This is a genomic window from Streptomyces sp. NBC_00727 (assembly GCF_045161745.1).
In the GTDB taxonomy this organism is placed as follows: domain Bacteria; phylum Actinomycetota; class Actinomycetes; order Streptomycetales; family Streptomycetaceae; genus Streptomyces.
Genome location: NZ_CP108981.1, coordinates 4,464,034 through 4,476,787, shown reverse-complemented (window position 1 = coordinate 4,476,787; position 12,754 = coordinate 4,464,034). Strand labels below are relative to the sequence as shown.

The following is a 12,754-nucleotide window of genomic DNA, read 5'->3' as shown; positions in this document are numbered from 1 at the left end:
TTACTCGGTGGGGACTGAGGTGGGGGCCGTGGTGAGGGTGGGGCCCAGGAGCCAGGCCGCGATCTCGCGGATGGCGCCGGAGCCGCCGGGGGTGGTCGTCACGGCGCGCGCCGCGGCGCGTACCGAGTCGTGGGCGCTCGCGACGGCGACGGGCCAGCCGGCGAGCGCGAAGCAGGGGAGGTCGTTGACGTCGTTGCCGACGTACATGACGCGTTCGGGTGCGAGGGACTGCTCGTCGCACCACTGCTTGAGCGCGAGGTCCTTGCGGTCGACGCCGTGCAGGACGGGCACGCGCAGTTTGTGGGCGCGGGCGGCGACGACGGGGTTCTGTTCCGTGGAGAGGATCAGCAGCGGGATGCCCGCCTTGCGCAGGGCGGCGATGCCGAGCCCGTCGCCCCGGTGCACGGCGACGGTCTCGCGGCCGTCGGCGTCGACGAGGACCCGGTCGTCGGTCTGGGTGCCGTCGAAGTCGAGGACGACGGCGTCCACGTCGTCGCGGGTGGGCAGCGGGGCCGGGTCGACGATCGGGGCGAGCGCGCGGGCGCGGGCCAGGTCGTGCGGGTCGTCGATCTCCAGGACGCGGGCCGGGTCGGTGCGCACCAGCGCGGTGTGGCCGAAGAAGCGGTGGCGGTGGGTGCGGAAGCCGGCGGCGTCCATGGCGTAGGCGGCGCCCGTTTCGAGGAGGTCCTCGGGGCGGTCCTGGCGGCGGGGGCGGACCCGCTTGTCGTGGTTGACGCCGTAGTTGTGGTCCTCGACCTCGGTGCCGTCGCGCCACAGGAAGCCGTGGAAGGGGGCGACGGTGACGGCGGTGTCGGCGCCCTCGCGGGCGACGGCCGCGGCGACCCCGTCGATGTCCTCGCGGGTCAGGAAGGGGCTGGTGCACTGGACGAGCAGGACGACGTCGACGGCGCGGTCCCGCGTGGCCTCGTAGGCGTCGAGGGCGTGCAGCACGGCGGCTTCGCTGGTCGCGGTGTCGCCGGCGATGTTCTCGGGGCGCTGTACGCAGTGCAGCCGGGCGCCCTCGCCGAGTGCTTCGGCCGCCGCGCGGGCCGCTTCGGCGACGGCGGGGGCGTCGGTCGTCACCACGACGTCGGTGACCTCGCCGGAGGCCAGGCAGGCGCGGACGGCACGGGCGACGAGCGGGACGCCGCCGACCCTGGCGAGGTTCTTGGCGGGTACGCCCTTGGAGCCGCCGCGCGCGGGGATCACGGCGAGCACGGTGGGTCGGTTCATCGGTGCTCCAGTGAGTGGCTCGGAGGTGGTGTTCACAGCTCGCCCATCCGCCGGACGACCGGGGCGACGCGCTGGACGCCGTGCCGGTACGCGCCCCGGGCCGCGTCCCGGACCGCCTCGCGCACCGCCGTCCTGACCCGGCCGGCCTCGCGGGGCGCGGTGGCGCCGGGCAGCGGGTGGCCGTCGGGGGCCAGGTGGTGGCGGGCGAGGATGCCGGGGAGGTAGCCGGGGGCGGTGGCGGGCGTGTAGTAGGGCGCCGGGTCGTCCAGCCGGCCCCGGGCCAGCAGTGCGGTGACCCGGGCGCGGGCGGTGTCGTAGGCCGTGGCGTAGCTGCCGTCGGCGGCGACGCCCTGACCGGCCAGCCACGCGGGGTCGGGCCGGGGGCGTGCGCCGGCGTCCAGGTGGTCGAAGGAGGTGAGCAGCCCGGAGCCGGTGAAGTGGTGGTTGCCGAGCGCCTCGCGCACCCCGAGGTCGGTGAGGACGGCGGTGGGGATGCGGCGGTGCAGGGCCTCCAGGGCGGCCGTGGAGGAGACGGTGACGAGGAGGTCGGTGCGGTCCAGGACCTCGCCCATGTGCCCGTAGACCAGGCGGAGGTTGGACGGGAGGCCGCCGGGGATCCGTTCGGCCAGCTTCTGGTAGGGCAGTTCCTCGATGTGCGTGGTGTGCTCGCCGGGCTTGGAGCGCAGCTTCAGCAGGACCTCGCGGCCAGGGTGCAGCCGGGCGTGCTCGACGAGCCTGCGCAGCAGGTACGTCCGGTCGGCGCGGTTCTCCGGTACGGAGGGCTGGGCGGCGAACACCAGGGTGTCGCGGCCGGGTTCGGGCCGGTACGGGTCGCCGCCGAGGAACGGGAGGGCGGCCTCCGTGACGGCCGAGGCGTCGGCGCCCACTCCCTCGTACACCGCGCGGAAACGCTCGGCGTCGTGGCGGGAGTTGGCGAGGACGACGTCGGCGCCGTGCCGCAGCAGGAGCCCGTCGGTGAGCTTCTCGTAGACGACGCCGACGTAGCCGGTGACGAGGACGGGCCTCGTGGGCAGCCGGAGCGCGGCGATGCCGTGCAGCATGGCCTGGACGGCGCCGCCGACGAGGGCGAGGACGACGACGTCGTACCCCTCGTCCCGTACGGCGTGCAGGAACTCGACGGCGGTGACCTCGCGGACCCGGTCGGCGTCGATCCCCACGTCGCCGACCTCGGCGAGCTGGCGGGGGGTGGGGGTCGCCCGGCCGCGCAGGAGCAGCCCGCTGATCTCCACCCGCTGTGCGGGCGCCCCGGACACGGGGGCGGTGAGGCGGCGCGCGGTGAGCGCGCCCCACTTCCACCGGGTGTCGGAGTCGGCGATCACGGCTGCCCTGAGGGCGGTCGTCTTTTCGGTACGTCGTGGCACGCCTTCGAATTTAGGAAGGCATTGGGATTCGCGGCCCAACGTGACGGCAACAGCGGGTTAACAGCGTGCCGACGAACGGCGAATCAGCAGGCGGAAAGGCTGTCGCGGGGCAGAGGAACGGGCCGGTTCATTGTCCCGACATTCTTCGTTCACCTGCCGTACCCGTCGGGGCAAGGGTAAATGCCGGACCGGCCCCTAGCGTGTACCGCGTGGTCAAGCTCTCCGTCATCGTGCCGTTCTACAACGTTCGGGCCTACGCCCCCGACACCCTGAGAAGTCTGCGGGCCAACGCCCGCGAGGGCGTCGAATTCATTCTCGTCGACGACTGTTCGGCCGACGGGACCCTGGAGATCCTCCAGCGCGCCGAGCGCGAACTCCCGGGTGCCGTGCTGGTCGCACACGAGAAGAACGGGGGCCTGGCCACCGCGCGCAACACGGGAATCGACGCGGCGCGCGGCGAGTACCTCACGTTCCTCGACGGCGACGACTGGGTCGTGCCCGGGCACTACGAGCGGCTGCTGGCCGCCATCACCGGCCTGGGGTGCGATTTCGTCCGCACGGACCATGTGCAGTTCACCGACCGGGTCCGCACGGTCCACCGCGTCCCGTTCGGGCTGCGCGACACCGTGGTCAGCCCGCGCGAGGTGATCCTTCCGGCCGACCGGTCGACGCCCGTGGACTACGCGTACGCCTGGGCCGGCGCCTACCACCGCAGGCTCGCGGAGTCCGGGGTGCTGCGGTTCCGGGACGGACTGCGCACGGCGGAGGACCGGCCCTGGATCTGGCGGCTGCACCGGGAGGCCGATTCCTTCGCGGCGGTCGGCCTGCCCGGCGTCTTCTACCGGCGCGGGGTCGCCTCCTCGCTGACCCAGATCGGCGATGTGCGCCAGCTCGACTTCATCCGCGCGTTCGACCAGGTGCTGGAGGAAACAGCGCAGGATCCGGATGCGGACCGTCTGATGCCGAAAGCGGTGCGCACGTATTGCGCGGTCATGGCACACCATTTGGAATCGATCGAAAGGTTCGAACCAGCAGTGGCAAGGAAATTGCGCTCGATGAGTGCGGCTTCCCTGCGGCGCATGCCCCAGGACGTTCTCGCGGAAACGCTGAATTCGCTGGGCGAGCGCCGCGCGGACCGGCTGCGCCGGGTGCGCCGGCGCTCCGTCTCGCGGGAGGTCGCGGCCTGATGCCCGGCAAGCGGTCCACCATCCAGATCTTCTCGGCGTGCACGCAGTACGCCGCCGCCACGCTCGTCGCGGCCCTGCGTTCCGGCATGTTCGGCCCGCGCTCCGAGCACCGGCGCATCCTCGTCGTGAGCGACACCTCGCCCTCGCCCGAGCTCGGCACCCCGCTCCACCACCGGCCCGGGTTCGAGGTGCTGGCCGACGAGTTCGACGCGGTGCGGTCATGGAACGACTTCATCAGCCCGTTCCATCCGGCCGGCTGGTCCCCCCGTGGGCAGGACGCCCCGCTGTGGGAGCGGGCGGTGCGCGCGGCCTGGGACCTCGGGGACGAACCGGTCGAGCTGGCCTGCGAGTCCATCCAGGCCAACCCGGCCCAGGCGCTGGCGACGGTGTTCGGGGACAGCCCGCTGCACGTGTACGCGGACGGGCTGATGAGCTACGGGCCGACCCGCAGCCGGCTGGACCAGTTGGTCGGCACCCGCGTCCGCCGGCTCCTCCACCTGGACCTGGTGCCGGGCCTGAAGCCCCTGCTGCTCACCGAGTTCGGGGTGGAGCCGGAGATCGTGCCGACGGACGCGTTCCTGAAGGTCCTGGGCGAGCTGACCGATCCGGTGGCCGCCCCGGTCGTCGCCGGCGAGGGGCCGGGTCCGGCGCTGCTGCTCGGCCAGTACCTCTCCACGCTAGGCATCCTGACGCCCGCTCAGGAGGAGGAGCTGCACGCCGGGATGGTGCGCGGCGCGGTCGCCCTCGGCCACACCCGTATCGTCTTCAAACCGCACCCCAGCGCACCCGCCCACTGGACGCAGGCCCTTGAGGAGGAAGCGGTACGGCTTGGCGCCAAGCTCACCGTGGCCGACACCCCGGTCCTGGCGGAGACGCTGTTCGAGACGATGCGCCCCGCCCTGGTCGTCGGCTGCTTCTCCACCGCCCTGCTGACCGCCGCCTCGTTCTACGGGCTGCCGGTCGCCCGCCTGGGCACGGGCCCGCTGCTGCACCAGCTCAGCCCGTACCAGAACAGCAACCGCATACCCGTCACGATCGTCGACGCGCTGCTCCCCGACCTGGCGGACCCCGCCGCGGTGACCGGCTGGTCGATGCCCCCGCCCGAGGAGATCGCGAGCGGGGCCGCCGGGCTCGTCGGCGCGGTCGGCTACGCGATGCAACCGCAGCTCCAGGCCGGTCTGCGCCCCGTCGCCGAGCGTTACCTGAGCGGCCACCGCGAGGCCGTGCGCCGCTACTTCAAGCGACGCCGGCTGACCGCACTCGGGCTGCCCGGGGCCATTCCCGCCCAGCTCACGTTCATCCCGCGCAACGCGACGGTCCGCCGCATCGCGCGCCGGGCCCGCACACTGAAGAGGGCTGCGGCCGGCTGAGCCATGAGGAAACTCCCGATACCCCGGTCCCCTCGCCCCCGGGCCGCCGCCCTGGCCGCCCTGCTCGCCGCCCTCACCGTCTGCGCCGGGGACGCGGTGGCCCGCAGCTACCCGTTCGGTCCGCACACCCGCAGCGTCAACGACCTGGGCAATCAGTTCGTCCCGTTCCACGCCCGGCTCTGGGACCTGCTGCACGGGCGGGCGGACGGCGGACTGCTGCTGAACTGGCAGTCCGGCTTCGGCACGAGCTTTCTGCCGGACTTCGGTACGTATCTGAGCAGCCCGTTCGCCCTGCTCGTCGGGGTCTTCCCCAGGGACGGGATCGACCTGGCCGTCTACGTGGTCACGCTGGTCAAGACGGGCGTGGCGGCCGCCGCGATGGCCTGGCTGCTGACCGCGTTGCGCCGGGGCCGGGGGAAGGAGTGGGCGGCGGCGGTGCTCGGGGCCTCGTACGCGCTGTGCGGGTGGTCGGTGATCGAGGCCGTGTACAACCCGATGTGGCTGGACGGGCTGATCGCGTTCCCGCTGCTCTGTCTGGCCGCCGAGTGGGCGCGCACGGGCCGCCGGCCGGTCCTGGGCACGCTGCTCGTGACGCTGGCCTGGGTGTCGAACTTCTACACCGCGTACATGGCGACGCTCGGTGCGGCGCTGGTGCTGGTGGTGCGTCTGGTGCTGGAGGACGGGACGCGGCGGGAGCACGTACGGGGGCTGGGGCGGGCGGTGCGGACGGTCGCGCTCGGGATCGGGCTGGCCGCGCCGGTCCTGGTGCCGGTGTTCCTCGGGACGCGGCACGCCTACCCGGGCTGGACGCGGGAGTTCGCCCCGGCCGCCTGGCCCGACGTCGCGGCCCGGTTGCTGCCGGCGACGTACAGCTTCTTCAGCCCGGCACTGTTCCTCGGCACCGGCGCCCTGCTCCTGGCGGGCGCCCTGGCCTTCCACCGTGCCGTCCCGCGCGCCGAACGCCTGGTGTGGGCGGGGCTCGTGGCCGGGGTCGCGCTGTCGTTGCAGTGGGGGCCGACGCATCTGCTGTGGCACGCCTTCGCGACGCCGAACGGCAGCCCGTACCGCCAGACGTTCGTGCTGTCCGGGCTCGTGGTGATCGCCGCCTGGCTCTCGGTCGCCCGGGCCTGGCCGGACCGGCGGGCGCTGCTGGGCGGCGCCGGGGTGCTCGTGCTGATCGCCGCCGGGGCCGTGTCCAGCGCCCTGGTCACCGCGTGGACGTATCCGCTGTTCGCGGCGGGACTGGCAGCCGTGGCGGGCGCCCTGGTCCTGGCCCGGCGAGGGCGGTTCGCCGTGCTGGCCGCGCTGCTGCTGATCGGCGCGCAGGCCGGGCAGGCCGCCGCGACGACCGCGTACGCCGACCGGCAGCGGCTGGGCCGGCTGGACGACTACGCGCCCTGGGGCGAGCGCCAGCGCCTTCAGGCGGCGGCGGTCGCCGACGCGGACGGCTGGCCGCGCTACCGGACGGACCCCGGCCTGGAGCAGAGCACGGCGAACGATCCGCTGCTGGTCGGCGGCCAGGGCGGGGCGTACTACAGCAGCCACACCCCGGACGTGCTGACCCGCACCTTCCTCGCCCTGGGCGCCGGCTGGACGTCGAACGGTCGGGCCCTCCACGACCTGGACAGCCCGGTGACCGACGCGGTGTTCTCCGTCGGTGCCCGGGTGCACATGCCGCGCGACCCGCACCAGGGCTGGAACCGCCCGGACGCCCGCCCGGTCACGGTGACGCGGGCGGAGGTGCCGCCGCTGGTGACGGTCCGGGCTGACAACGAGCGGGTGCGCTACGGGCGTTCCCCCTTCCGCAACCAGGAGAAGCTGCTCGGCGCGTCCGTCTACACCGTGCCGGCGACCGCCCTGCGTGCGGCGGACGGGAGCGGTGCGCCCGACGAGGGAGCGTACGACTACGCGGTGCGGCCCGGTGAGTACACCCTCCGTGCGACGTGTCCGGCCGGCAGCGAGGTGTACCTGTGGGCGCCGGACCTGTTCGGCCGCGCGCGGCTCGGGGCGGGCGAAGTCGCCGATTACCGAGGGGAGTTGCCGGGGCGAAGGGCCGAGCTGCGCACGCTGGGGGACGGCGGCGGGGCGCTCGCGGTGACGCTGCGGGTGGCCCGGCCCGGGACCGTGCCGCACGAGGCCGTGGGCTGCCTGGACCGGGTCCGGCTGGCCGACGCGGTGGCCGGGCTGAAGCGGACGGGGGCGACGCGGGTGACGGTGACCGGGAGCGTTGTACGCGCCGACCTCCCCGCAGGCACGCGCGGTTTGGCGGTGCTCGCCGCACCCCGGATCGCCGGCTGGAGCTGCGGGGGCCGCCCGGCCGGCTCGTACCTCGGGCTGGTCGCGGCCCCGGTGAGCGGCGACCGGCCGGTCCTCGACTGCACGTTCCGGCCACCCGGGCTGAAGGCGGGGGGCCTCGTCGGGGCGGTGGCGCTGCTGGGGCTGGCGGGGGTGGTGGTGGCGGGGCGTCGGCGCCCGGCCGCGTAGCCGCGACGACACCGAGACTTCATCTTCGCGTGGTGGGGCGGCCCGGCGCTCGCGCGTACGTTCCCAGCCATGGTCTCCCTCCTGAACAACCGCCTGACACGGCGCGCCCTGCGCCCCGCCACCGCCCTGGTCGACCGCCGCATCCAGCAGCGCGTGGAGCGCGCCGCCGGGCCGTTGCGCGGTGAACTCGCCGCTCTGCGACGGGAGTACGAGGAGGATCGGCACGGCCGGTACGCCCTGGAGCTGCTGCTCGACGGCACCGGACGCGGCGCACACCGGATACCGCCGGCCCGCGAGGTCGACCGGCTGGTCGGCGAGGTGGCGTCCCTGGCCGGGAACGGGGCGGCGGCGCGGCGCAGTGTGGTGGCCGCCTACCGCACGGTGGTCGCGCTGGAGGCGCTGGGCGTCGGCCGGATGGCGGGCTCGACGTCCAACGTGTGCGGCAAGCTGGCGACCGTACCGCTGCTGGCCCCGCCGGACGGGCGCATCCTGGAGATCGGCACGCTGTACGGGCTGTTCGCCGCCGCGCTGACCCGGATGACGCACCGGGCGGGCATCGAGCCGGAGCTGACGATCGTCGACCCGCTGGCCGGCTCCCAGCTCCAGCCGGGCACCTCGCAGCCCGCCGACCCCACGGGCACCCCGGTGCGCGAGGACGTGGTGCGCGCCAACCTGGCGCTGACCGGGGGCGGCACGACGCACCACCCCCGGATTGTCCAGGGCTTCTCCGGCGCCCCCGAGGTGCGGGCGGAGGCGGGCGACCGGACGTACGGAGTGATCGTGGTGGACGGCGACCACTCCATGGCGGGGGTGGCCGCGGACCTGGAGTGGGTCGAGGAGATCGTGGCCCCGGGCGGCGTCGTGGTGCTCGACGACTACGGCGACCCGTCGTGGCCGGGCGTGCAGGAGGCCCTGGACAAGCACCTGGCGGACGGGGCCTCGCGGCTGCGGCTGCTGGGGCGCGTGGCGACGTCGGCGTATCTGCGGGCGGAGTGACCCGTAGCCCCTGAAGGACCCGTCAGACGCTGCTGAGCGACAGCTTCGCCGCGAAGCCCAGGAACAGCACCCCGGCCGCCGACGTGGCGCCGGCCGAGAGCCGCCGGCGCCTGCGGAAGGCGGCGGACAGCCGGGTGCCGCCGAAGATCAGCGCCGACAGGTACAGGAAGCTGGCGATCTGGAGCAGGGTGCCGAGAACCAGGAAGGACAGTGCCGGGTAGGCGTAGCCGGGGTCCACGAACTGCACGAAGAACGAGATGAGGAAGAGGATCGCCTTCGGGTTGAACAGGCTGACCACCAGCGCCCGCCGGTACGGCCGCTCCATGGCCCCCGGAGCCTGCGCCTCGGCCCGCTCCTCGTCCGTGATCTCGGCGACCCGCCGGTGCCGCTCGCGCCACATCGACACGGCCGCGCGCAGCATCCCGATCGCCATCCAGGTCAGATAGCCCGCGCCCGCGTACTTGACGATCGCGAACAGCACGGGCGTCGTCTGCAGCAGCGACGAGGCGCCCAGCGCGGACAGCGTCATCAGCACGGCGTCGCCGGTCCACACCCCGGCGGCGGCCACGTACCCGGTCCGCACCCCGCGCCGCGCGGCGACGGACAGTACGTACAGGGAGTTGGGCCCCGGCAGCAGGACGATGAGCGCGAGGCCGGCGAGATAGGTCGGAAGATCGGTGACACCCAGCATGGGACGGAGTCTCGCACGCGGGCGGAATGATCCGGAAGCGGGTCTTGCGGGGGTATCGGCGCGCGGAGGTGCGTTCTCTGTCACAGAAGCGCGACGGGAAGTGCGGGACAGGATTCGGCAACCGGGTGGAGCGGGAACCCGTCCCATGAGATACGCGGGTTCAGGGGCCGACGACGCCGGGGCCGAGGACACAGGGGGCTGGGATGATACGCACGGGCAGGACCGGGCGCGGTTACGCACTCCGAGGGGCGGCCGCCGCCGTGGCCGTTGTGGCGCTGGCCGCCGTGACCGCGGGCTGCAAGGAGCAGCCCGCGTCCGGTGCCTCGGCCGCGCCCTCCGCGCCGGAGAGCAGCGGCTCCCCCACCGACGACGCGAAGCCGGGCGGCGGCTCCGCGAGTCCGTCCGCGAGCACGCCGGCGAAGGAGCCGGCGAAGGCCTCGCCGAAGCCGGGCGCGAGCCGCACCACGCCCCCACCCACGCCCACGGCCGATCCGCAGGGCAAGGTCCTGATGGCGAGCGGGTCCGAGGGCAAGCAGGTGCGCGAACTCCAGGCCCGGCTGCGACAGATCGGGCACTTCAACCGCACCCCCACGGGCTACTACGGGACCGTCACGGTCGCCGCCGTGCAGTCGTTCCAGGGCAAGCGCGGCCTGTCGCGCACCGGAAGGACGGACACCGTCACCTGGCAGAGGCTCCTCGGCATGACGCACGAGCCGACGGCCGCCGAGCTGAACCCGCCGACCACCCGGCCGGCGGCGAAGCCGGACAAGCGGTGTCTGACCGGGCGGGTGCTCTGCATCAGCAAGAACAGCCGCACGCTGTCCTGGATGATCGACGGCAAGGTCGTCTCGTCGATGGACGTACGGTTCGGCTCGCAGTACACGCCGACCCGCGAGGGCACGTTCTCCGTGTACTGGAAGTCGCGGCACCACGTCTCGACGATCTACCACACGGCCATGCCCTACGCGATGTTCTTCAGCGGCGGCCAGGCCGTGCACTACTCGTCCGACTTCGCGGCCCGCGGCTACAACGGGGCCTCGCACGGATGCGTGAACGTCCGGGACGAGGGGAAGATCGCGGCCCTGTTCGCCGCGGTCCGCAACGGCGACAAGGTCGTCGTCTACAAGTAGCGGCACCGGAAACGGAGAGGGGCGCGGGCGGGACCGGGGGAACGTGTCCCGCCCGCGCCATGTGCGCCGAGCCGCAGGTACGGGGGGAACCCCGGCTCCGGGCGCTGCCGATGACCAGTCGGCTCATTCCGTACAGCGTCGGGAGGCCGGAAAACGTCACACCGGCCGGTACGTGCGGTCAGCGGACAGCCGCTCCGGCGGTGGGCCGGGGGTCGTCCGCCGCGGCGGAGCCCGACGGCGCCGGGTCCGGGGCGATGGCCGCCGCCGAGGGGCCGGGCGACTCGGAGAACCGGATCGAGGGGAGCGGGCCGGCGGCGTCGCCGCCCTGATCCGCGTCCCCGTCGGCCGGGCCGCCGTTCTTGTCGCCGCCCTGCCCGTCCTCGCCGCCCTCGCCGCCCTCGCCGCCCTCGCCGCCCTCGCCGCCCTCGCCGCCCTCGCCGTCGAGCAGCCGGTCGCAGAACCGGTCCAGGTTGCGGGCGCCCTTGGCCAGGGCTTCGAGGCGGGTGCGGCGTTCGTCGTCGAGCTTGCCCTCGCGGTAGTCGCGGCAGGCCTTCCGGGTCTTGGCGTACCAGGCGCCGGCGGCGTCCCCGTCGTCGTCGCCGGAGCGGCCGTTCCCCTTGTCGGGGTCCGAGGCGCCGGCGCCCTCGTCGGAGCCGGCCTCGCCGGGGCCCGTACCGTCGCCGGACCGGCTGCCGCCCGTCGGGTCGGTGCCGGTGGTCCCGTCGCCCTTGCCGTCCAGGGGGGCGCCGCCCTCGGGGCGCGCGGTGTCCTCGTCCTCGCCGGTGCCGCTGCCGGGGGGCGGGGCGTCCGGGGACGGGGTGCCGGGCGGCGGGGGCGCGGAGGTCTCCTCGTCGGGGACGGCGTCGGCGCCGAGTTCCTCCGGGGAGGCGGCGGCCGAGACGGAGGTGGCCGGCGAGGGGGTGTGCCGGCCGAAGGGCCCGGGCAGCATCCCGGAACCGGCGGCCACGGCCACCCCTCCTATGGCGCAGCACGCCAGGGAGGCGACCAGGCCGAAGCGCAGGGGCCGGCTCCAGCGGAACGGGCGGTCACCGCGCGGACCCGTGGCCCCGCCACCCGCGCCGGAGGCGGCCCTGCCGATGTGGACGGGGGCGAGCACCGCGGTCTCGGGGCCCTCGCCGTGTGCGGCCGGCGCCTGAGCGGCGGCGCGGCTGGGGGCGGCGCGGAAGGCGGCCAGCGCGGCGGCCTCGCCGGGCAGTTCGCCGGTGGCGGGGAGGGCGGTGCGGGCCGCGTCGCCGAGGGCGGCGGCCAGGCGTTCGGCGTCCTGACAGGGACGGCCATCGGCAGGGTCGACCGGTTCGCCGCGGAGCAACTTCTCCGCCGCTTCCTTGTCAAGCCATGCGTACTGCTCGTCGGCCATCACATGTCCTTCTGCGTCCACAGACGCGAATGCGTCACACCGGCGGGAGCCACCAGGCCGGTGTGCGGGAGGCGTTGTACGGGTACGGCGCCGAGCCCCCCGGTCCGGCCCGGTGCGCCCGGCGCATTCTCCCGGAGCGAGACCGACGGCGCCTCGGGGCCGCCCGGCACGCGGGGCGGGACCGGTGCCTCGGCGACGGGCCGTCCGACCGGACCGCCGTCCGCCGCCACCGTTGCGCCCGGGCCGCCGGGGCCGCCGTCCACGGCGGCGACGCTGTCCGCCCGCAGCAGTTCCGCCAGCCGCTTCAGGCCGCGGTGGGCGGCGGTGCGGACCGCGCCGGGGCGCTTGCCGAGCGTCTGGGCCGCGCTCTTCGCGTCGAGCCCGACGACCACGCGCAGTACCACGGCCTCGGCCTGGTCCTGCGGCAGCTGGGCGATGAGCGACATGGTGCGGCCGGTGGCCAGGGACTCGATCGCCTCGTCGGCCGTGTCGGAGACGGCCGGCTTGTCGGAGAGCTCCGTCTCGTCGCCGCCGATGGCGGGCCGCCTGCCGCGCATCCGCAGATGGTCCAGGGCACGGTTGCGGGCTATGCGCGCCGCCCAGCCCCGGAAGCGGTCGGCGTCCCCGGTGAAGCGGTCGAGATCCCGCGCTATCTGGAGCCATGACTCGGACGCCACGTCCTCGGCGTCCGGCTCCCCCACCAGCGTCCTTATGTAACCCAGCAGCCGCGGCTGCACAGCGCGGTACACAGTACGGAAGGCGTCCTCGTCCCCGTGCTGTGCCGCGAGCACCGCGGCAGTAAGCCCCGCGTCGTCCCCCAGCACTACCTCAACCCTGCCCTGCTGTCCGAATCGCAGCTGGTCACCACTGCCGCGCCACCCTGCGCGACTCAGCACGCTACGT

The 12,754-nt window shown here is 74.5% G+C and carries 10 protein-coding genes; 5 read left to right on the top strand and 5 right to left on the bottom strand.

Annotated features, from left to right (window positions below):
• Positions 1–1,233 carry a cytidylyltransferase domain-containing protein gene (locus tag OG242_RS20325; RefSeq protein ID WP_405899512.1) on the bottom strand — a complete coding sequence of 411 codons (1,233 nt, stop codon included), beginning with the start codon at positions 1,231–1,233 and terminating at the stop codon, positions 1–3.
• Positions 1,234–1,265: 32 nt separating this feature from the next.
• Positions 1,266–2,615 (bottom strand): DUF6716 putative glycosyltransferase, encoded by a 1,350-nt coding sequence (locus OG242_RS20320; protein ID WP_405899511.1) that lies wholly within the window; start codon positions 2,613–2,615, stop codon positions 1,266–1,268.
• Between the two features lie 209 nt (positions 2,616–2,824).
• Between OG242_RS20320 and OG242_RS20315 the strand changes: the two genes are divergently transcribed.
• The 4 genes from OG242_RS20315 to OG242_RS20300 all read left to right on the top strand — a co-directional run bounded on the left by OG242_RS20315 (position 2,825) and on the right by OG242_RS20300 (position 8,652).
• Positions 2,825–3,802 carry a glycosyltransferase family 2 protein gene (locus OG242_RS20315; protein WP_405899510.1) on the top strand — a complete coding sequence of 326 codons (978 nt, stop codon included), beginning with the start codon at positions 2,825–2,827 and terminating at the stop codon, positions 3,800–3,802.
• The gene (locus OG242_RS20310; protein WP_405899509.1) at positions 3,802–5,172 is read left to right on the top strand and encodes a polysialyltransferase family glycosyltransferase; all 1,371 of its coding nucleotides are present in this window, start codon (positions 3,802–3,804) and stop codon (positions 5,170–5,172) included. The genes OG242_RS20315 and OG242_RS20310 overlap by 1 nt, the downstream gene beginning before the upstream one ends.
• 3 nt (positions 5,173–5,175) lie before the next feature.
• A complete protein-coding gene (locus tag OG242_RS20305; RefSeq protein ID WP_405899508.1) occupies positions 5,176–7,656 on the top strand; it encodes a YfhO family protein in 2,481 nt (826 codons plus the stop codon).
• 69 nt (positions 7,657–7,725) lie between these two features.
• A complete protein-coding gene (locus OG242_RS20300) occupies positions 7,726–8,652 on the top strand; it encodes a class I SAM-dependent methyltransferase (RefSeq protein WP_405899507.1) in 927 nt (308 codons plus the stop codon).
• 22 nt (positions 8,653–8,674) lie between these two features.
• On the opposite strand, the gene leuE is transcribed toward OG242_RS20300, so the two are convergent.
• Positions 8,675–9,343, bottom strand: coding sequence for a leucine efflux protein LeuE (gene leuE, locus OG242_RS20295; RefSeq protein WP_405899506.1), 669 nt, complete (start codon positions 9,341–9,343; stop codon positions 8,675–8,677).
• A gap of 203 nt (positions 9,344–9,546) precedes the next feature.
• Here leuE and OG242_RS20290 point away from each other — a divergent pair, with 203 nt between their 5' ends.
• Positions 9,547–10,473 (top strand): L,D-transpeptidase family protein, encoded by a 927-nt coding sequence (locus OG242_RS20290; RefSeq protein ID WP_405899505.1) that lies wholly within the window; start codon positions 9,547–9,549, stop codon positions 10,471–10,473.
• A gap of 178 nt (positions 10,474–10,651) precedes the next feature.
• Here OG242_RS20290 and OG242_RS20285 read toward each other — a convergent pair whose 3' ends face one another.
• A complete protein-coding gene (locus OG242_RS20285; protein WP_405899504.1) occupies positions 10,652–11,851 on the bottom strand; it encodes a helicase associated domain-containing protein in 1,200 nt (399 codons plus the stop codon).
• Complete coding sequence (locus OG242_RS20280) at positions 11,851–12,675, bottom strand: RNA polymerase sigma factor (protein WP_405899503.1); 825 nt, start codon at positions 12,673–12,675, stop codon at positions 11,851–11,853. Before OG242_RS20280 ends, OG242_RS20285 begins: the two co-directional genes overlap by 1 nt.
• Between the last annotated feature and the right edge of the window lie 79 nt (positions 12,676–12,754).

Bases quoted from the DNA above. Each gene is read 5' to 3' on its own strand.
- OG242_RS20310 (WP_405899509.1), top strand. From the start codon at position 3,802: ATGCCCGGCAAGCGGTCCACCATCCAGATCTTCTCGGCGTGCACGCAG.
- OG242_RS20325 (WP_405899512.1), bottom strand. From the start codon at position 1,233: ATGAACCGACCCACCGTGCTCGCCGTGATCCCCGCGCGCGGCGGCTCC.
- leuE (WP_405899506.1), bottom strand. From the start codon at position 9,343: ATGCTGGGTGTCACCGATCTTCCGACCTATCTCGCCGGCCTCGCGCTC.
- OG242_RS20285 (WP_405899504.1), bottom strand. From the start codon at position 11,851: ATGGCCGACGAGCAGTACGCATGGCTTGACAAGGAAGCGGCGGAGAAG.
- OG242_RS20305 (WP_405899508.1), top strand. From the start codon at position 5,176: ATGAGGAAACTCCCGATACCCCGGTCCCCTCGCCCCCGGGCCGCCGCC.
- OG242_RS20300 (WP_405899507.1), top strand. From the start codon at position 7,726: ATGGTCTCCCTCCTGAACAACCGCCTGACACGGCGCGCCCTGCGCCCC.
- OG242_RS20290 (WP_405899505.1), top strand. From the start codon at position 9,547: ATGATACGCACGGGCAGGACCGGGCGCGGTTACGCACTCCGAGGGGCG.